14 protein-coding genes are annotated in these 20,077 nt (G+C 34.4%); 5 read left to right on the top strand and 9 right to left on the bottom strand.

From position 1 onward, the window contains the following. Nucleotides 1-2: 2 nt before the first annotated feature. The 7 genes from QWY92_RS15560 to QWY92_RS15590 form a co-directional block, all read right to left on the bottom strand. Nucleotides 3-722, bottom strand: coding sequence for a 3-ketoacyl-ACP reductase (locus QWY92_RS15560; RefSeq protein WP_290272894.1), 720 nt, complete (start codon nt 720-722; stop codon nt 3-5). A gap of 131 nt (nt 723-853) precedes the next feature. After that, on the bottom strand, nt 854-1,501 hold the full coding sequence (locus tag QWY92_RS15565; protein ID WP_290272896.1) for a DsbA family oxidoreductase: 648 nt from the start codon (nt 1,499-1,501) through the stop codon (nt 854-856). A gap of 291 nt (nt 1,502-1,792) precedes the next feature. Continuing rightward, entirely contained in the window at nt 1,793-2,341 is a 549-nt protein-coding gene (locus QWY92_RS15570; protein ID WP_290272897.1) for a carboxymuconolactone decarboxylase family protein, read from the bottom strand. A 73-nt stretch (nt 2,342-2,414) separates the two neighbouring features. After that, entirely contained in the window at nt 2,415-2,978 is a 564-nt protein-coding gene (locus QWY92_RS15575) for a TetR/AcrR family transcriptional regulator (protein ID WP_290272899.1), read from the bottom strand. A 164-nt stretch (nt 2,979-3,142) separates the two neighbouring features. After that, the gene (locus QWY92_RS15580; RefSeq protein WP_290272900.1) at nt 3,143-7,093 is read right to left on the bottom strand and encodes a hybrid sensor histidine kinase/response regulator transcription factor; all 3,951 of its coding nucleotides are present in this window, start codon (nt 7,091-7,093) and stop codon (nt 3,143-3,145) included. A gap of 53 nt (nt 7,094-7,146) precedes the next feature. Further along, nucleotides 7,147-7,998, bottom strand: a complete 852-nt coding sequence (locus tag QWY92_RS15585) for a T9SS type A sorting domain-containing protein (protein ID WP_290272902.1) — start codon at nt 7,996-7,998, stop codon at nt 7,147-7,149. 11 nt (nt 7,999-8,009) lie between these two features. Next, nucleotides 8,010-9,470 (bottom strand): formylglycine-generating enzyme family protein, encoded by a 1,461-nt coding sequence (locus QWY92_RS15590; RefSeq protein WP_290272904.1) that lies wholly within the window; start codon nt 9,468-9,470, stop codon nt 8,010-8,012. A 666-nt stretch (nt 9,471-10,136) separates the two neighbouring features. Between QWY92_RS15590 and QWY92_RS15595 the strand changes: the two genes are divergently transcribed. The 5 genes from QWY92_RS15595 (at nt 10,137) to QWY92_RS15615 (ending at nt 16,885) form a co-directional block, all read left to right on the top strand. Continuing rightward, a complete protein-coding gene (locus QWY92_RS15595) occupies nt 10,137-12,347 on the top strand; it encodes an NADP-dependent isocitrate dehydrogenase (protein ID WP_290272906.1) in 2,211 nt (736 codons plus the stop codon). Between the two features lie 75 nt (nt 12,348-12,422). Next, a complete protein-coding gene (locus QWY92_RS15600) occupies nt 12,423-14,798 on the top strand; it encodes a TonB-dependent receptor (protein WP_290272907.1) in 2,376 nt (791 codons plus the stop codon). A gap of 4 nt (nt 14,799-14,802) precedes the next feature. Beyond that, the gene (locus QWY92_RS15605) at nt 14,803-15,630 is read left to right on the top strand and encodes a DUF4249 family protein (RefSeq protein WP_290272909.1); all 828 of its coding nucleotides are present in this window, start codon (nt 14,803-14,805) and stop codon (nt 15,628-15,630) included. Between the two features lie 216 nt (nt 15,631-15,846). Further along, nucleotides 15,847-16,668 (top strand): N-acetylmuramic acid 6-phosphate etherase, encoded by an 822-nt coding sequence (murQ, locus tag QWY92_RS15610; protein WP_290274121.1) that lies wholly within the window; start codon nt 15,847-15,849, stop codon nt 16,666-16,668. Beyond that, on the top strand, nt 16,655-16,885 hold the full coding sequence (locus QWY92_RS15615; RefSeq protein WP_290272911.1) for a DUF6095 family protein: 231 nt from the start codon (nt 16,655-16,657) through the stop codon (nt 16,883-16,885). Before murQ ends, QWY92_RS15615 begins: the two co-directional genes overlap by 14 nt. 21 nt (nt 16,886-16,906) lie before the next feature. Here QWY92_RS15615 and QWY92_RS15620 read toward each other — a convergent pair whose 3' ends face one another. Next, nucleotides 16,907-17,410 (bottom strand): DinB family protein, encoded by a 504-nt coding sequence (locus tag QWY92_RS15620; RefSeq protein ID WP_290272913.1) that lies wholly within the window; start codon nt 17,408-17,410, stop codon nt 16,907-16,909. 98 nt (nt 17,411-17,508) lie between these two features. Beyond that, on the bottom strand, nt 17,509-19,956 hold the full coding sequence (locus QWY92_RS15625; protein WP_290272915.1) for a helix-turn-helix domain-containing protein: 2,448 nt from the start codon (nt 19,954-19,956) through the stop codon (nt 17,509-17,511). Nucleotides 19,957-20,077: the final 121 nt, after the last annotated feature.

Consider the following 20,077-nt stretch of genomic DNA (forward strand, 5'->3'; position numbering starts at 1 on the left):
TATTATGGGTTCGTAGACCATAACGAAGCGCCTTTAAGCATGGCACGTCTTGGTAGTTTTAAACCAGCAACAATTAATTCTGCAAAATCTTCAGGTTGTAAAACACTATCCTCAGAATCTTTATTAGCAATTCCTAAATCTATAGACATGTCTGAAGCAATAGTACTTGGCGTAAGCGTACATACTCGAATATTGTTTTTACGAACTTCTTTCATTAACGATTCCGACATACCAATAACGGCAAATTTTGATGCAGAATAAGCCGATGTTGTAGCATTTCCACTTAATCCAGCAGTAGATGATACATTGATAATATCGCCTTCATTCTTCTCGATTAAGTATGGTAAAACCTCTTTGGTAACATAATACATACCCATAACATTGGTTTGTATAATTTGGCTCCATTGGTTTACTTCCATATCGTTTAGGGTTCCAAAAGCAGCGATTCCAGCGTTATTTACCAAAATATCTACAGTACCTAAGGTGTCAACTAAAGTTTTGATACCTTTTTGTACGGCCTCGTAATTACCAACATCAAAAACAGCGTAAGTGGCGTTAACTCCCAATGCTTTTAATTCTGATACGGTTGTTTTTAAAACATCTTCATTTCTGCCGGTTATCCCAACATCAATACCGTCTTTCGCAAAAGCAATGGCTGTGGCTTTTCCTAATCCGCGTCCACCACCTGTAATTATGGCTTTTTTATTATTTAAATTTCCCATGAATTTTATTTTTTGAGTTACTGTTTGAATATTTTAATTTGAAACTTTGAATAGTCAAAAGTAAAAAATGTTACGTTGTCGACCGTATTATTTTGCTGTCATTTTAATGAAATTTTTAACAACAAGTAAATTTATTTAGCTGCTAACAACTCTGTAAGTACTTGTTTAAACACATCAACAGGTTGTGCGCCTGTAACGGCATCTTTTCTGTTGAAAATAATAGTGGGTACCGAACTCACACCTAATTGTTGCCAATAGGCTTCTTTAGATTTTACTTCATAACGTGCATCATCGTCATCTAACTTAGCTAAAGCCTCGTCGGCATTCAAGCCTACATCTAATAAAGCTTGTTTTAAAACAGCACGGTCTGATACATCTTTACGTTCACTAAAAAAGCTTGCCGTTAAGCGCATTTTTAATTCCGTTTGCTTGTTGAATGCCTTGGCATATTCTAATAATACATGAGCTTCAAGCGTGTTTACCATGCGCATATCGTCAAAATAATCAAAGGTAAAACCAAGTTCTTCACCGGCTTCGGCCATGTTTTCTTGAGATGCTTTTTGCTGTTCTAACGTAGAACCATATTTTTCAGCAATATGCTCCTGCACGTTTTGTCCTTCGATTGGCATTTGCGGATTCAATTCAAAAGGTTGCCATTCAATTTCAATTTGATCTTCAACACCAAGTTCTAAAATGGCTTTTTCTAATCGTTTGTATCCAATGGTACACCATGGGCACACAACATCGGAAACGATATCTATTTTTAATTTGTCTTTCATTTTTTATTCGTTTTAGGTTTATTATTACCTATGGTTTTTATGTTTTAAAGCGGATGGATAGTTTTCAAAGGAAAAGCGTTTCATCTACATTACAATAGTCGGAAAATTGAAGCATATCATACAAAAAAGTACTTTAAAATCATCTGATATTGTAAAAGCGTATTCTTGGTTAGACTTTTCAAAATTATGAATATCAAGATGTAAATTCATAATGAAATATATTAAAAAAACCTCCCACAAATAGGTGGAAGGTTTTAGCTACTAATAATATAGTCTTAGGGAACTATATATCTATTTCTTCCAAGCAAAAGCTTGAAAAGGTTCATCTACAGGTGTATTTGCAATGTGGTTAGTGTAATTACTAATTACTTTTTGCGATAGGCCTAAAATAATTTCTAGTACTTGTCTTTCTTCATATCCAGCAGCGTAAAAAGCATTTAAATCTTCTGAAGTAACATGGCCACGGTTGCGAACAATAGTTAACGTCATGGTACGTAAAGCTTCTAGTTTAGAATCTTCAAGCGGAGTTTCGTTTCGTAATGCTTCTGTGATAGCGTCGTCTACTTTCATCATTTTTGCAATGCCTGTATGCGCAGGAACACAGTAATGACAGGCGTGCTCTACGTTTATGGTTTGCCACACTACAGTTAATTCGTTCTCATTAAAAGAAGAGTTAACAAATAATTCGTGTAATGTTTGGTAAGCATCTAGAATTCCTGGAGCTCCAGCTAATACACCGTGTAAACCAGGAATCATACCATAAGCCTTTTGAGATTTTTCTAAAAGTGGTTTACTTTCTGCTGGTGCTGTTTCTGTGTTGTGAATTTTTAAAGTTGTCATAATTTTATTTTTTAAATATTTAATATTATTAAAAATAACTAAACAATCGGTTAGTTATTTGGTAAAAAAAGAGTTATAGATTTTTAAATGTCATATCTATATAATCTTCAATTTCAGATTTAGTATTTACTCGTGCTGCTGCTGCCAATCCATGTTTGGCTAATAATAAATAATTAGCATGTTTAAGGATGGTGGCATCATCTTTTAAACTATTTATTTTTAATTTTTCGATAAAAATGGCTTTAATATTATCCATAAATTCGACCATTTGGTCATTTATAATATCATCTTTATTATCTGAAAACTCGTTATAAGTACTGGTTAACAAACAGCCTTTTTGGTTTTCATCTATATAACCAATAGCGACAGAATCATGGAAAAAAGCTTTAATATCGTCTACCCCTCGAGTACCGTTTTTTAAAGTTTCAAAAATGGTATTAAGTTTCTGTTTATATGTTTTTAAACTTTCAAGGAACAAGCCGTGTTTACTTCCAAAACTAGAGTAAATAGAAAATTTATTAATACCCATTTCCTTTTCTAGCATTTGCATAGAAGTGGTTTCGTAGCCATTACGCCAGAACAAGTGCATCGCTTTCTCTACGACTTCCGATTCTATATATTGTTTTTTTCTGGCCATTGTTTCTAATTACTCTGCAAAACTAACCGATTGGTTAGTAATAAAAAAATATTTAACAGTTTATTATGTTTCATAAATTATTTTTATAATGAAAAATAAGGGGCAAGTGTAGTGTTTAATTGAGTTTGTGACGGTTTAAAAAGTTTATTCTGAAATAGATTTGTTTACAGTATATTTAACTTTTTAGTGTAATCTAGTGGTGTGCAATGGTACATGTCTTTAAAACATTTCGAAAAATACGACGGCGAATTGAATCCCACATTATAGGCAATTTCTGCAACGGTATAAGCGTTTGGATGCTTGTCTAAAATGGCTTTTGATAGTTTTAAGCGTTCTATTCTAATAAATTCTGTTGTGGATAAATTGGTTAATGCCTTCATTTTTCGATGCAATTGCATTCTACTCATTAACATTTTTTCGCTTAAAAGATGGGCGTTAAAATCTGGTTTGGTTAAATGTTTATCTAATGTTTCTTTTAACGAATTGAAAAAATGTTCATCAGTAGAGGTGGTAATAAGGTGTTTTATTTCTAGAGATTCGGTGTATTTTTTTTGTAGTTGAAGCCTCAGTTCTATTAATTTTCGGACTCTTATTTTTAGTTTTTCACTATTGAAAGGTTTTAGAATATAATCATCTGCCCCCATTTCTAAACCTTCTATTTCATTCTTATTGCCACCTTTTGCAGTAAGTAATATTAAAGGAATATGATTGGTGCGTGCATCTGTTTTTAAGGTGTTACAAAGTTGAATGCCATCGAGTACAGGCATCATAACATCACTTATAATAATATCGGGAATGAGTTTAATGGCTTTTTTAATCCCTATTTCTCCGTTAATGGCTTCTTTGATAATATAATCTTTTTCGAAAATCGATTTGATGTATTGTCGTATGTCATCTTCATCTTCAATAATAAGAAGAATGGGCTTTGTTGTCGTTTGTTTTTTTTCAGGAAGTATAATTTCCGCAGGTTTTATTATCGGTTTTGTTAAGGGTTTAGTGTCTTTTATTTCCGAAGTATTGAAGAAGGAACGCTCGATAGGTAGGGTTACGGTAAACTGAATATCGTCTGTATTCATGGTGTGCGCCACAATGTTCCCGTGCGACAGAATACACAATTCTTTAACTAATGACAGTCCAATACCCACACCGTCGGATGTTTTATTGTCTTGATAATATCGTTCGAACAGTTTTCTAATTTTATAGTCGGTTAGGGTATTGCCATTATTGATAACCGTCAGAATTAATTGCCCACTTTGAAGGTTGGTTTCAAAATGAATTTCTCCTTGTTCTGGTGTGTATTTTATGGCATTAGCGAGCAGGTTTGTTACTATTTTTTCAATCACATCGGCATCAAACCAAGCATCCTCTATAGGTTGAAGTTGATATGAATAATTAATGTTTTTCTCTTTAGCTTTAAATTTAAAAGCATAAACCAACTGTTTTAATAAGAGGTTTAAATTTCCGTTGGTTACTGAAAGGTTTAAGTTTCCCGATTCTAATTTTGATAAATCGAGAAGTTGATTTACTAAGTTTAATAGCCTATCAGAATTTCTCTGTACCATTTTAAGTTCCTTTTTGGCTTGTTCCGGCAAGTCGGGATTATTTAGTTGGTTTTCAATAGGCCCTGTAATTAAGGTTAACGGTGTTCGGAATTCGTGCGATAAATTGGTGTATAATTTGGTTTTAAAATGGTTTAATTTTTTTAAGCGGTTGGTTTCTTGATGTTCAAATTGAAGCTGCATTTTCAAGTGCCAACGCCATTTTAAATAAGCATAAATACCATAGCTGATTAATAAAAATAACAACACATAACAGAGTTTTGCAACTGTGCTAAAATACCAAGGTTGATTTATTGTGAAGGTAAAGGTTGCAGGCGTTTTATTCCAAATGCCATCGTAACTACAAGATATTACTTTAAAAGTGTAGGTGTTTGGCGGTAAATTGGTGTAATGCGCCATATTGTTGTTGCCAGAGGAAATCCAATCGGCATCATGGTTTACGAGTTGGTATTCGTATAAATTACGTTCGGGCTGTGAAAAATGAAGACTCGAAAAAGTGAACGTTACCGTGTTTTGGTCGTGTTTTAAGGTGGTATTCTGTTTTAATGGTTGTGCTTTTAAAAAGACATCAAAATTGGTAATTATTGTTTTTGGTTTGGTGGTATTGTAGGTTAATTTACTGGGGTGAAACCAATTTATACCTTCCAGACCGCCAAAATATAAAAAGCCTTTGGTATCTTTAAAAGCCGCACCAGTGTTAAATTCTTTTCCTTGTAAGCCATCGTAAATACTAAAGTTTTCAAAATGCTCCTCTTGGGTATTCAAACTTAATTTGCTTAAGCCGTTGTTTGTACTTAACCAAAGTTGTTCTTGCAGGTGTGGTAAAATGCTGTAAACCACATCATTTGGAAGTCCGTTTTTAATAGTAAAAGTTTTTACGGTGTTTTGGGTAATGTTATATTTTTTTAATCCATCGCCGTTGGTGCCAATCCATAGCGTGTTTTTTGAGACGTAGAGGCTCTTTATTTTGGAATTTAGTTTTTTTACTTTAGTAATTTTATCTGTGTTTTTATTCAATTTAAAAACGCCATCATCTCCGGTTCCTATCCAAAGGTGATTTTGGTCTTCGGCTAGAGTTCTAATGTTATTTGTTTTTAGGTTCGAGTTTTCTGTGTTAAATATCTTTAAAATACCGATGGTTTTATCAAAAAGTAATAAGCCATGAGCTTCAGTGCAAAGCCACATTTGGTTGATTCCTGCATTTGCGATATGCCAAATGGTGTAGGTTGCCAATTCTGGATAAAATTGAATGTCGCCAGAAGATTCTAAAATATTAAGACCGTAACCTTGATGACCAATCCATAAATCATCAGCGTTAAAATTTAAGCTTATAACGCGATCACTGGCTAAAGCGGCATTTTTTACGGTATAACTTTTATATTTTTTTGAAATTACATTATAGCGGGTTAGTCCTTTACCGGAAGTGCCAATCCAGATATTATTTTTTGTATCAGTAGTGATACTGCGCACCATATCAACATTTATGGATTTGGGTACTTGGTTATTGGTTAGTATATTGAATTTAATTAGATGTTCGTCATAATAACTAACACCTGTGCCATCGGATCCAAACCAAATAATACCTGACGCATCTTCGTAAATAGAGAGTATGTCATTATAATGAATGGCAAAAGGGTTGTTTTTATTTGCCATAAAATTGGTAACGTTTTTCAGAGTATCTTCTATTAAAAATACGCCATGGCCGTAGGTTGCCAACCAAAGTCTGTTTTTAGAATCTACCAGTATATCTTCAATGTTGATGTTTTTTGGGAGGTTCGGATGGTTATATCGACTAAAATTGTTGTCATTTTTCTTCTTAAAATATAATCCATCACCATAAGAACCTAGCCAGATAATTCCATTTTTATCCTGGTCTAAGGTGCTGAAATTTATTAAACTATCGTTTTTAATTATTTTGAAACTGTTATCTTCTGAAATTTGAAAAACAGCTCCCGAAGTGGCAACAAGTAGGGTGTTGTCTACTTCTAAATAATCGTAAACGGTTTTAAATTTATGTTTATTTTTAAAAATAGAGATGGTATCTTTTGTTTCGGCATTTATTTTTAAAAGTCCATTATTATAACGTCCTATATAAAAGTTTAGAGCGTTATCTTGAAAAATGGAATTTACATGGGAAGGCATGTTGATGCTGCTAAAATCATCGGTTTCTGGATGATAACGCTCTAATTTTCCAGAGTGCGAAATGATCCAAAGGCGGTTTTGTTTATCGATGTAAATTTTACCAAGTTTACTAAAAGTAGCTCTCGTAATATCTTCAAATTGCTTGTTGTAATGGGTAAAGTTTCTTCCATCGTATTTATTTAGACCATCTTGCGTGGCTAACCATAAATAGCCAATACTATCTTGTGCAATACTAATAACGCTGTTTTGGGACAGACCATCATGAATAGTTAATGTTTTAAATGCAAATTGTTTGGTTTCGGAAATAGAATCTTTTTCAACATTAAAAACCTGTTGAGCATGAGTTAAAATTACGCAAAAAAAGACTATAGATATTAAATATATCGACTTGTTTTGAGGGGAACAAATGGTCATAATTTCGGATTAACTAATGTTTTATTTGAAACTATGACTAAGTTATGAATTTTTCATCTTTTTATGATTAATTTCTTGGTTATCTTATTGTTAACCGAAATTATATTTAATAAATAAACACCTTCGGAAAGGGAACTCACATTCAATGTATTATTTTTTGATAGCTTGATATTTATGTTTTTTCCGGTAACATCATATAGCTGAATGTTTGAAATTTCAGTATTATTTTCTGCTTTTAAATGCACCAAATCGCTAGCTGGGTTAGGGTAGAGTAGCACTTCCAGTTTTACTAATTCTTCCACCAAACCTAAAGAAATAAAGGTAGTTGTTATGTCTTCAACTGAAAAACCATCGCCATGGCCACCATTATAAAGTGCTGTTAGTAATCCTGATAATAAACTGTTGGCGCTTAATTTACTGGTTGCTCCATCGCCACTTCCTCCTTTAAAAATATCGAGTATAAACCCTGTTACAAAAACGTTGTTTAACCCGTTTTCTGTTGCACCATCGCCTATGTTGCCTTGGTATAGCATGCTTAACAACTCACCCCTAATTAAAGATTGTGCATGGTTTTCGGCGTGACCGTCTCCAATACTTCCAAAATACAAACTTTTTATGTTGCTTCCAGACAGGGTTACCGAAGCATTGTTTTTCGAAAACCCATCCCCCGAACTACCACGATATATATTAAAATTGGAGTTGGTAAGTAAAACTTGGTTTTGTGCCACATCAAACCCATCGCCCATATTACCTTGGTAAAGTACCGACACCGAAGCAACTTCTCCCGATAAGCGACTTCCAATACGTGTAGATGAATCGCTACCGTCGTGTTGTCCGCCGCCAAACTGTGCGCTCGCCATAAGGCTTGATAGAAATACACCTATAAAATATAATTTATTTGTCATGGCTTCTGGGTTTAGTTTGCGGAACGTACGGCTCTAAAACCAATTCTACTGCTATTTGTTGTACTATATGCTGCGGCAGATTCATATCGGTCTGAAACTCGCATAAAAGTTGATGTGTTGGCAAATGCTCCACCTCGATATGCCCAACCAAAGGGATTTATAATTGGCCATGTATCCACATCGGCATCTCCTAAATTGGTTAAGTTACCATCGCCATGGTTTGGAACAAAGGCGCGACCATTTGGATTTCCTGCATAAATAACACGCTCGTATAAATTTCCAGATAATTCCATGATACCATAATAGCTACCACCGGTTTCTTCTCTAGTATGGTTTATGGAACTTGCAGCGAGTATACCAACACGTTTGGGACCCGATGGTAATCCATCAGTTGAATTATAAATTATATTACCTGTATTTTGAGCTATGTTAGTTATAAGTTCGCTTGGGGTGTCGATGTTCGAAAAAGTGTACTCTTCCGTTGCGATATTAGTATTGCCCCAAGCATATTCATTGGCTTTAGGAAGAATTGGGCCACGGCAAGCTTTTTCGTATTCAAATTCGCTCATAGGTCTTAATCCAGCCCAATCTAAATACGATACTAAAATAACATAATCAATATAATTAATAGCTATATCTGGGGTTGTTGTGGTTGCATTAGCGCTACCCGGAGTCCATGTTATATTGTTTCTGTATACTGTGGATTGTCGGTTTGTGCCATGGGGGCCCGTAGGGTCTTTTTCTGCTTTTTGTACCTCTGTTAAAGTATTGAAGTAAGCAACAACTTGGCCTTGAGTAGCTTCGTATTTCATACAATAAAAAGCATTATAACCCTTAGGATATGAGGCTGGAATAGGGCCTAATTGGTCGCCTCCTGAGAGAATAGATCCTGCATCGTAATATAAATTTCCATTTCCATTAGATATCGAAATGGCATTCTCTGAAGTTACATTATATGAGGTGTTTAAATTTCCTGAATAGAATTTAGCTCTTTCATCGCCAGTGCCACCACCAAGAAAAAACGGTCCTTCTGGTACATATACCATTTCAATAGCAAAGACTTTAATGTCGATAATATCATTAGAATCTATAGAGTCATAATCCCAACGCAATCGTAAATCTTGTAAGATTAAATCGCCACTGCCGTCGCTATCACGATAAATAAAGGCTCCAACACCATCCTTAGATACATCTATAGTGCTTCCAGAGGCGGCTACAAAATCGGACTGCGATAGTTGAGCGTGTTGCCAATCGCCACTATTTATTCTATATTTAATAAACACCCAAGCAGCATCCCAGTTAGATGGGCCAGCACTTATGCGCCAAGAATTTTCCCAACTTAAATCGAATTCTACTTGTACCCATTGGGCAGCGTTTTGATTTTCTAAAGAAATATTACTTACGTTAATATTGTTTGCCGATAGATTTAAGCAAAACAACATCAGAATTAAAAGGGTAGTTTTTGTTTTCATTTTTATAGAGTTTATTAATAGCTTCACACAAGGTATATCTTGTGTACTTCGTTTAATATAAAATATGTAACATTCTATATAAAATATGTAACATATCAATAGTTATAAAGGCTTAGAGTGTATGTTTTATTATTTACCTATAATTCATGTCAATATATTAAGGATTTAGCAAAATTCATTTTGAAGTCTGTATGTGAATTTTTTCAAAATATAATAACCTTCTTTTTTTATGTCTTTTTGAAGCCTTTATTCGGAAAAATAAGGCATACATTGAGGGCAATTCATCGTATTATTTTTTCATATGAAAACGGAATTAATAGAAATGTTTTTTTCTGTGAGCCCAATATCGCGTTATTTGAAAATCAGACAAATACATGATGTAATAAGAAATACGCGGAATTTTAGAAACTTAGTTTTTATTGAATATTGATAATAAAACAAGCGCTGTATTATCATATTCATAATTAATAAAACCTTTTTTTTTGTTTTCTGAATAATTTATGATTTTGTGGAAAAACTTATAAAATTAGTGTCAATTATATGTATTTCACATGGAAATTCCGCTGTTTTAAAAGTCAATTTTCGTATATTCGCAACGCAAAAAATGTCAGGTTATATTTTTTGCTCTTTTTACGACTTAAATAACTAAATAAAAAAATCAAACGAATGTCTAAAATTATTTATACAAAAACGGACGAAGCTCCGGCTTTAGCAACACGCTCTTTTTTACCTATTGTTCAAAATTTTGTGAAATCTGCGGGAATAAATATCGAAACAAAAGATATCTCATTAGCAGCAAGAATTTTAGCCGTTTTTCCTGATTTTTTAAATGAAGACCAAAAAGTTTCAGACGATTTAGCTTTTCTAGGTGAATTAGCAAAAAAGCCTGAAGCCAATATTATTAAATTACCAAATGTTAGTGCATCTTTAACCCAGTTAAAAGCTGCTATTGCAGAATTGCAAAGTAAAGGTTTTGCTATTCCAAGTTATGTAGATGAGCCTAAAACAGATGCTGAAAAAGAAATAAATGCACGTTACGATAAAATTAAAGGTAGTGCTGTAAACCCTGTTTTACGTGAAGGTAATAGTGACCGTCGTGCACCAAAAGCTGTTAAGAATTATGCTAAAAACAATCCACATTCAATGGGAGCGTGGAGTAGCGATTCTAAAACACATGTAGCGACTATGGAAGCTGGCGATTTTGCACATAACGAAAAATCGGTAACCCTTCCAGAAGCAACAAGCGTAACTATTGAGCACACCGATGCTAATGGAAACAAAACGATATTAAAAGATAAATTAAACCTGTTAAAAGGTGAGATTATCGATGCTACAGTTTTAAGCAAAAAAGCTTTAATCACGTTTTTTGAAACTGAATTTGCGGATGCTAAAGCGAATGGGGTTTTATTATCGTTACATATGAAAGCAACCATGATGAAGGTAAGTGATCCTATTATTTTTGGTCATGCTGTACGTGTGTATTTAAAAGATGTTTTTGCTAAATATGGCAAAACTTTTGAAGAAATAGGAGTTGACGTTAATAATGGTTACGGCAACTTAGTTGAAAATTTAAAAGAATTACCAGAAGCTAAACAAATCGAAATTAAAGCTGCTATCGATGCGGCTTTTGAAAATGGAGCCGATTTAGCCATGGTAAATAGTGATAAAGGAATTACTAATCTACACGTACCAAGTGATGTTATTATCGATGCATCTATGCCAGCGATGATTCGTACTTCGGGACAAATGTGGAATGCCGAAGGAAAATTACAAGACACTAAAGCGGTAATTCCAGATAGTAGTTATGCTGGAATTTATACAGCGACTATCGATTTTTGTAAAAAACACGGTGCTTTTGATCCTACAACAATGGGTACTGTGCCAAATGTTGGTTTAATGGCTCAAAAAGCTGAAGAATATGGTTCGCATGATAAAACATTCGAAATAGCTTCAAACGGTGTAGTAAAAGTTATTGATGCTTCTGGAGCAACGCTTTTAGAGCATAATGTAGAAGCCGGAGATATCTGGAGAATGTGTCAAGCAAAAGATGCACCTATTCAAGACTGGGTAAAATTAGCTGTAACTCGTGCTAGAGCTTCGGAAACACCTGCTGTATTTTGGTTAGACGAAAACAGAGCTCATGATGCTGAACTTATTAAAAAAGTAAATACATACTTAAAAGATCACGATACAACAGGTTTAGATTTAAGAATTTTGTCACCTATTGATGCGACGCTTTTTACTTGCGAACGTTTAAAAGATGGTAAAGACACGATTTCAGTTTCTGGAAATGTATTACGTGATTATTTAACCGATTTGTTTCCTATTTTAGAAGTAGGAACTAGTGCAAAAATGCTTTCTATTGTTCCGTTAATGAATGGTGGAGGTTTATTTGAAACTGGAGCAGGTGGCTCTGCACCAAAACACGTGCAACAATTACTAGAAGAAAACCACTTACGTTGGGATTCTTTAGGTGAATTTTTAGCACTTGCCGTTTCTTTAGAACATTTTAGTTTAGCAAATAGCAACCCGAAAGCGAGTATTTTAGGTAAAACGTTAGATGATGCTACTGATAAATTATTAGAAAACAGAAAAGGGCCTTCTAGAAAATCTGGAGAATTAGATAATAGAGGAAGCCACTTTTATTTAGCCATGTATTGGGCACAAGAATTAGCAAACCAAAATGAAGATGAAGCTTTAAAAGCTGAATTTGCACCAATCGCAAAACAATTATCAGATAACGAAAGCGTTATTTTAAAAGAGTTGATAGATATTCAAGGTTCACCTGTAGATTTGGGAGGTTATTATGAGCCAAACGAAGATTTAATTAATCAGGCTATGAGACCAAGTAAAACATTTAATAGTATTTTGAATTAAGAAATACTCTAAATATAAATTTTAAAAGCTCCTATTGTAGGAGCTTTTTTTTATTTTTATAAAAAATTACTCTTTATGAAAAACCTCTTTTTGGGGCTAATTTTGGCCTGTATGTTTTTTAGCATGTCTTTAAATGCTCAAAACAAATTTACGGTCAGCGGAACTATTTCCGAAGAAAGCAGTAACGAAACCCTTATTGGTGTTAATATTATTTTTCCGGATATTCAATCGGGAACCACAACCAATGAGTATGGGTTCTATTCCATTACTTTGCCTGAAGGGACGTATAAAATGGTGGTAAGCTACTTGGGGTTTAATACGATTGTTGAAACAATAACGCTTTCCGATAATCAAAACCGTAACCTTAGTTTAACGGATACTTTAGAAAACTTAGACGAAGTGGTTATTACCGAAAATATTGAAAAACTCAATATTAAAGCACCACAAATGAGTGTTAATAAATTAACGTCAGGCACTATAAAAGCCATTCCGGTAGTGCTTGGTGAGGCCGATATTATAAAAGCTATAACTTTATTGCCAGGAGTAACAACGGCTGGTGAAGCGGCGTCTGGGTTTAATGTACGAGGGGGAGCGGCCGATCAAAACCTGATTCTTTTAGATGAAGCTACAATTTATAATTCGTCGCATTTATTTGGTTTTTTCTCGGTGTTTAATCCCGATGCCATTAAAGACTTAAAACTCTACAAAGGAGGTATTCCTGCTCGTTATGGCGGACGTGTTTCTTCTGTTTTAGATATTTATCAAAAGGAAGGAAATAGTAAAGAGTTTCATGCTAACGGTGGCATTGGTTTGGTATCTAGCAGGCTATTGTTAGAAGGGCCTTTGGTGAAAGACAAAGCATCATTTCTATTAGGAGGGCGTTCTAGTTATGCGCATTTATTTTTACCGCTTTTCGACTTGGATAATAAGGCTTATTTTTACGATTTAAACACCAAGTTGAGTTTTAATCTAAACGATAATAATAACATTTATTTTTCGGGTTATTTTGGTCGCGATGTGTTTAGCATTGCCGATACGTTTGAAAATGTTTATGGCAATACGGTTTTAAATTTTAGATGGAATCATTTATTTTCTGATAAGATTTTTTCAAATCTATCCTTAATTTATTCGGATTATTACTACGGACTAAAACTTAATTTTGTTGAATTCGATTGGGATTCAGGCATTAAAAACGTTAATCTAAAATACGATTTCAAACATTATTTAAGTAATAAATTAAAACTTCAATATGGTTTAAATAGTATTTATTACGCCTTTAATCCCGGTGATATTAAGCCAACAGTAGAGTCTTCGGGTATTAACCCTTTTAAGCTCACTCAAAAATATGCTTTTGAAAACGCTGTTTACGTCGATGCAGAACATAAAATAACCAATAATTTATCCCTTTCGTATGGATTGCGTTTAAGTACCTTTCATCGTTTAGGTCAAGATGAATTGAATGTGTATGCTAATGATGAAGCAGTTACATTTAACGAGGATTTTCAAATTTATGAGAAAGGCAAACCAATAGATTCTGAAAGTTTTGAACGTAGCGATGTTATCGAAAGTTTTTATAACCTAGAACCTCGTGCAGCAGTGGCTTATCAGCTCAATTCAAATTCGTCGGTAAAGGCGAGTTATAACAGAATGAGCCAATATCTTCATTTATTATCAAACACCAATTCGCCTACACCTTTAGATGTTTGGACGCCGAGCGGAAAATACATTAAGCCACAATTGCTAGATCAATATGCTGTGGGGTATTTTAAAGATTTTAATGATAATACTTTTTCCTTAGAAGTTGAAAGTTTTTATAAAACCCTAAAAAACAGAATCGATTATATTGATGGTGCCGATTTAGTAGCTAATAATGCCATTGAACAAGTGATACTCAACGGAAAAGGACGTGCTTACGGATTAGAGTTTTTATTCAGAAAAAATGAAGGTCGTTTTAAAGGTTGGTTAGCGTATACCTTATCAAAATCTGAACAACAAACACCAGGTAGAAATGCAACCGAAACCGGAATTAACAATGGAAAATGGTACAACACAGCTTACGATAAAACGCACGATATATCGCTTACCGGAAGTTACGATTTAAATGAGAAATGGATGTTAAATGCTAATTTTCTATTTCAAACAGGGCAACCAGCAACCTTCCCAAATGGACAATATCAATATGGCGGCGTTACGGTGCCAAGTTATAGCGATCGAAACTCAGACAGACTTCCCGTGTATCATCGTTTAGATTTTTCAGCAACCTACACGCCTAAACCGACTAGAAAATCGGGGCTGCAAGGTTATTGGGTTTTTGGAGTTTATAACGCGTATAATCGTAAAAATGCGGCTTCAATAGCTTTCAGAGCAAATGAAGACACGGGAGCTAATGAAGCGAGTCAGTTATCAATTTTCGGCCTTATTCCATCTATTTCTTATAATTTCAAATTTTAATCTCATGAAAAATTTACTATATATAGTCTTGATTAGTTTAAGTTTTACCGCCTGTGAAGAGGTTGTTGATTTAGATTTGAATACTGCGGAACCTCGCTTGGTTATAGATGCATCGTTAACATGGTTTAAAGGGACCGATGGTAAAAATCAGTCCATAAAATTGTCGTTAAGTGCACCATTTTATGCTACCGAAGTGCCACCTGCTAATAATGCTGTAGTGCAAGTTAAAGATACGCATAACAATACGTTTACCTTTGTTGAAGATGGCGATACAGGGGTTTATGAAAATGATGGTTTTATAGCAGAGCTTAATGGAGAATACACCATTTCAATAACGTATAATGATGAAGTTTATACAGGCACAGAAAAGCTTATGCCAGTGAGCGATATTGATTATGTAGACCAAAAAGATGATGGTGGTTTTTCAGGTGAAGATATTGAAATTAAAGCCTATTATACAGATCCTGAAGGAGTCGATAATTATTACTTATTTGAATTTGATAAGGCGGGTTCAAACCATGTGAGTTTAAATGTTTATGATGATGAATTTAACGATGGGAATCAAATTTTTGCATTTTATAGCGATGATGAGTTTTTAGATCCAGGTGATGAATTAACCATTTTTAATAGTGGTATTTCTGAACGTTTCTATCAATTTATGGTGGTTTTATTACAACAAAGCGATGATGAAGGCAGCGATCCTTTTGAAACACAACCAGCTACTGTTAGAGGGAATTGTGTAAACGAAACCAACCCGGAAAATTATCCGTTTGGTTATTTTAGAGCTTCGGAAGTCGCTACTTTTAAATATGTAATTAAGAGTAATTTGTAATATTTATTTTATATGTTTTTTGGTTTAGGTTGTATCTCAATCTATGGTTAAAAAGTTAACACGGTATTTAAGTGTTTGTATTCTCTTTAAAATTTTTGGTTAGAATGTTACATATTGAGACAACTTAGCCTTTATGATTTTGTAAATGATAAAAAGATTTAAGTTGAATGTATTCTTTACGTTTAAGACCTCAATAATTCATATTTTTGAAAAATGATTAATTTTACCAAAACAACAGAACAGGATTCTAATTATAATCATCTGGAAAAGATGAGCCTTCCTGAATTATTAAATAACATTAACCAAGAAGACAAAAGCGTTCCTTTAGCGGTTGAAAAAGCGTTACCACAAATAGAAAAATTGGTCGAACAAATTGTCGAAAAACTAAAGATTGGTGGCCGATTATTTTATATGGGAGCAGGTACTAGCGGACGTTTAGGTATTTTAGATGCTTCGGAATGTCCTCCAACATTTGGCGTGTCTCCAGATATTGTTATTGGTATTATTGCTGGTGGCGATCATGCTATTAGAAACGCCGTAGAATTTGCCGAAGACTCTCTAACGCAAGGCTGGGAAGATTTAAAAGCTTATAATATTTCTAGTAAAGATGTTGTGGTCGGTATTGCGGCGTCGGGTACTACACCTTATGTTATAGCGGCCCTAGAACAGTGCAACAAAAATAATATTATTACAGGGTGCATTGCTTGTAATAAAAATAGTCCATTATCTCTAAAAGCTCAGTTTCCTGTAGAACTTATTGTAGGGCCAGAGTTTGTAACGGGAAGTTCTAGAATGAAAGCAGGAACGGCCCAAAAACTAGTGCTGAATATGATAACCACATCAACCATGATTCAGTTGGGACATATTAAAGGGAATAAAATGGTGGATATGCAATTAAGTAATAACAAGCTTTTTGATCGTGGTACAAAAATGATTATGGCCGAACTTGATATACCAAGAACCGAAGCCGAAACATTACTTAAAACATACAAAAACGTAAGATTAGCAATTCAAAATTATAATAATGGACGAAAATAGAACAGACAAAGTATTACTTTATAAAGGTATTAAAACCATGATTTTTGCAGTATTAACCCTTTTTATGGGACCTATTGTTTTGAGTATGGCGCTAAGTCAACCAGAAAATAAGCTTTATATACCGCTTTTAGCTGTCGGGCTTTTAATATGTGCTTTTGCTGTATTCCTTATTTTTAAAGGGATCCGGATAATTATGAGTAGTATGTTTAAAAAGTAAACGCTGATAGTTTAATTCATTTTAGCATTTTTCAGAAGCCGCCTTTGGCGTCGTCGGGTTGTATCCAAAATCGGTGTCGTCAAAGGATAGTTTTAAACGGTCCAAAATATAATTAATTATCGCATAATGGTGTATGGTATGGCTATTTGCCTGCGCCAACAAAGCGCCGTAAGTATATAGTATTTCTGTCTTTCCCAATCCTAAATCGTCGATAACCACTACCTGTTGCTCCACATCAACATCTAAAGTCTCCAATGTGCTTGTCATGGTATTTAAGTAACTTAAAGCATTACAACATGCTGTTTCAGCAGCTGTATTTCTCCGTCTTGCAGTTAAATCAATTTTATTATCGGTATGCCGATTAAAAATACAGTCGTAAAAATCGAAAATATGTCTCAGGTGTGTACCAATACTCGAGTAGTAAGGAGAAATAGAGGCATTGCATAAATCATCATCCGATAATTTCTCTAATAAAACTTGAGCTTTGCGTAGGGTTTTTAGGCTGGGTTCAATAATTGTATTCATGGATGACTAAAATAACTAAATAATATGAGACTTTAAAGGTTTTGTTTAAGTCTAGCGATTAATACTTTCCTTACAGAGAGTAATTAAAAAAGCATCGTTTAAACTTTTCCTAATGCTTTTACTACCAGTCGAATTTCATCATAAGTATATTTTTCGTCCAATTGTTGTTTTAAATCCGATAGGTTTTCAAACGTTTTCTTCGGAATAATCTTGTTTAAATCCTTATAATGTGCTTCGGGCATTAAGTCACTCACTTTTACTTCACCGGTCTCGATAAAAGAGGTTAAATGCGAAAATATAGTGCTTGCAACCAAATCTCGTTCTTTAGCTATTTCTGTAATGGTTTTTCCTGATTTAAACAGCTCTAACGATAATTTTTTACTGTCAACCTTTGGTTTTTTAGGCGCTTCTGGTTCTGTTTTAAAGGTTATGGAATCGGCAGTTGTAGTATCAATATCATTTTCCTCACAATAGCTTTTTATAACCTTTATAATGTCGGCGCCATATTTTGCAACACGCGTTTTTCCCATACCGTTAATCTCCAGTAATTCTGCAGCGGTTAGCGGTAAGGTTTCACACATGTCGTACAAGGCTTTTTGTGTAAAAACCTGATAATGGATTAAATCGTTTTTCTCTGCAATATCATTTCTTAAAATACGAAGCATTTCAAACAATTCCACATTTGCCGTACCCGAAACAACTGTTTTTCTCGCTTTTTTAGGTTTTTGTTTAGCTAAGAATTTCGATTTAGCACGTAATTCTAAAAGTTGTTTTGCGCTAAACCCATTGGTTAAGCCATTAAAATAGAGCACTTTTGCAGCAATGAGTTCCTCAAGTAAATCGGCTGCTTTTTCTAAATCTTGTTCAATAGCTTTATTATCTGTCGTAAAATTTAGGGTGTTCATAGAAGCTAAAATATGTGCCTCTGTTTCTGCTTTAAAATACGCAATCGCCTTTTTAAAACGCTCTTGTATTACGGTGCTTTTTTCTGGTAATCCTTCTTCTGTAGCTAAGGTTTTCAGTTGAGCATTAAAACCTGTACTAACTTTCAAAAAGTTAGTAATACTTGTTTTTATGGCGAGTAAAGGTGTTTCTACGTTACCTTCAATACTGCCTCGGTTTTTGTAAAAAACATCTAAAACACGATTTATAGGGTATAAAAACGGATAAAAATCAAAAACTTCAACAATTAAATCGAGATGGAATTTTTTCTGAGACAACTCCAAAACAGCTTCATCGGGTTCGTTAGCTTCAGCATTTTTATTAAAAGTAATCACGTTAGAATCACTAATAATTTGACTCGAATGTATTTTACTTTTCAGGACCAAACCTTCTAAAGATTTACAACGACTAAGCGCGACATACGTTTGCCCATGGGCAAAAGCACCCTGAGCATCAATAATAGCCTTTTCAAAAGTTAATCCCTGACTTTTATGTATGGTAATAGACCACGCCAAACGCAATGGTATTTGGGTATACGAACCAATTTTATTTTCCGAAATAGCCTTGGTTTCCGTGTCCACAGTGTAATTAATATTTTCCCAAACCTCAGGTTTTGTTACAATATTAAACTCATCATCGGGGCAATGCACCACCACTTCATCTTGGTCTAAATGAATTACCTTCCCTATTTTTCCGTTAAAATAACGTTTCTCAGGACTGCTATCATTTTTTACAAACATCACTTGCGCTCCTACTTTTAGCACTAAAGCTTCATTATTCGGAAAAGCATATTCAGGAAATTTACCATCCACTTTCGCTTTGTAAACCCTTTCTTTTTTGTCAATTTTATCTAATTCCAGATTGTTGGTAGCCTCCGCTTTATTATTGTGGGTCGTTAACGAAATATAACCCGCATCAGGTGCCGGGGTAAAATCAGGAATATATCGTTTATTTAATTCCTCCGCAGCCTTTTCCGAAAGCGCATTATTTCTAATTTCATTTAAAATATCAATAAAAATAGGATTGTCCTGTCGGTAAATATGTTTCAACTCAATAGTCACCGCATCGCAGGCCTCGTAAGCCTTGCTGCTAAAGAAAAATCCGTTTTTATAGTACGGCTTCAGCAAATGCCATTCGCTATCCTTTATCACGGGCGAGAGCTGTTGCAAGTCACCAATCATTAAAACCTGCACACCACCAAATACCTTATTCCGGTCTTTATAACGGCGTAAAGTGCGGTCTATTCCATCCAATAAATCGGCGCGTACCATACTAATTTCGTCAATAACCAAGAGATCCATTGAGCGAATAATATCAATTTTGGTTTTGTTAAATTTTCGTGTAAAACTCTTTGAGGCATTCAAATCGGTGTCCGGTAAAATCGGCCCAAAAGGCATCTGAAAAAACGAGTGTATCGTCACACCTTTCGCATTTATTGCTGCCACGCCCGTTGGTGCCACCACCACTAAACGCTTTAGGCAATCCATTTTTAAGCGGTGCAAAAATGTTGTTTTTCCTGTTCCGGCCTTACCCGTTAAAAAAATCGACCGGTTTGTGTTGTTCACAAATTCCCACGCCAATTCTAATTGTTTATTATCTGCCATTAATCACTATTCAAAATCGGAAAGGAAGATACATCATTTCAAAATTTTTTTGGGCGGGTTTTTAAGAAAAATAAAAACCGCGCTATCCGCTGTATCTTTTTGTAAAGCAGATTGATACAAC

Origin of the sequence: Algibacter miyuki (genome assembly GCF_030409805.1) — a bacterium.
Taxonomy (GTDB): domain Bacteria; phylum Bacteroidota; class Bacteroidia; order Flavobacteriales; family Flavobacteriaceae; genus Algibacter; species Algibacter miyuki.

Coding starts and splice junctions, on each gene's coding strand:
- QWY92_RS15560 (WP_290272894.1), bottom strand. CDS start 722: ATGGGAAATTTAAATAATAAAAAAGCCATAATTACAGGTGGTGGACGC.
- QWY92_RS15565 (WP_290272896.1), bottom strand. CDS start 1,501: ATGAAAGACAAATTAAAAATAGATATCGTTTCCGATGTTGTGTGCCCA.
- QWY92_RS15570 (WP_290272897.1), bottom strand. CDS start 2,341: ATGACAACTTTAAAAATTCACAACACAGAAACAGCACCAGCAGAAAGT.
- QWY92_RS15575 (WP_290272899.1), bottom strand. CDS start 2,978: ATGGCCAGAAAAAAACAATATATAGAATCGGAAGTCGTAGAGAAAGCG.
- QWY92_RS15580 (WP_290272900.1), bottom strand. CDS start 7,093: ATGACCATTTGTTCCCCTCAAAACAAGTCGATATATTTAATATCTATA.
- QWY92_RS15585 (WP_290272902.1), bottom strand. CDS start 7,998: ATGACAAATAAATTATATTTTATAGGTGTATTTCTATCAAGCCTTATG.
- QWY92_RS15590 (WP_290272904.1), bottom strand. CDS start 9,470: ATGAAAACAAAAACTACCCTTTTAATTCTGATGTTGTTTTGCTTAAAT.
- QWY92_RS15595 (WP_290272906.1), top strand. CDS start 10,137: ATGTCTAAAATTATTTATACAAAAACGGACGAAGCTCCGGCTTTAGCA.
- QWY92_RS15600 (WP_290272907.1), top strand. CDS start 12,423: ATGAAAAACCTCTTTTTGGGGCTAATTTTGGCCTGTATGTTTTTTAGC.
- QWY92_RS15605 (WP_290272909.1), top strand. CDS start 14,803: ATGAAAAATTTACTATATATAGTCTTGATTAGTTTAAGTTTTACCGCC.
- QWY92_RS15615 (WP_290272911.1), top strand. CDS start 16,655: ATGGACGAAAATAGAACAGACAAAGTATTACTTTATAAAGGTATTAAA.
- QWY92_RS15620 (WP_290272913.1), bottom strand. CDS start 17,410: ATGAATACAATTATTGAACCCAGCCTAAAAACCCTACGCAAAGCTCAA.
- QWY92_RS15625 (WP_290272915.1), bottom strand. CDS start 19,956: ATGGCAGATAATAAACAATTAGAATTGGCGTGGGAATTTGTGAACAAC.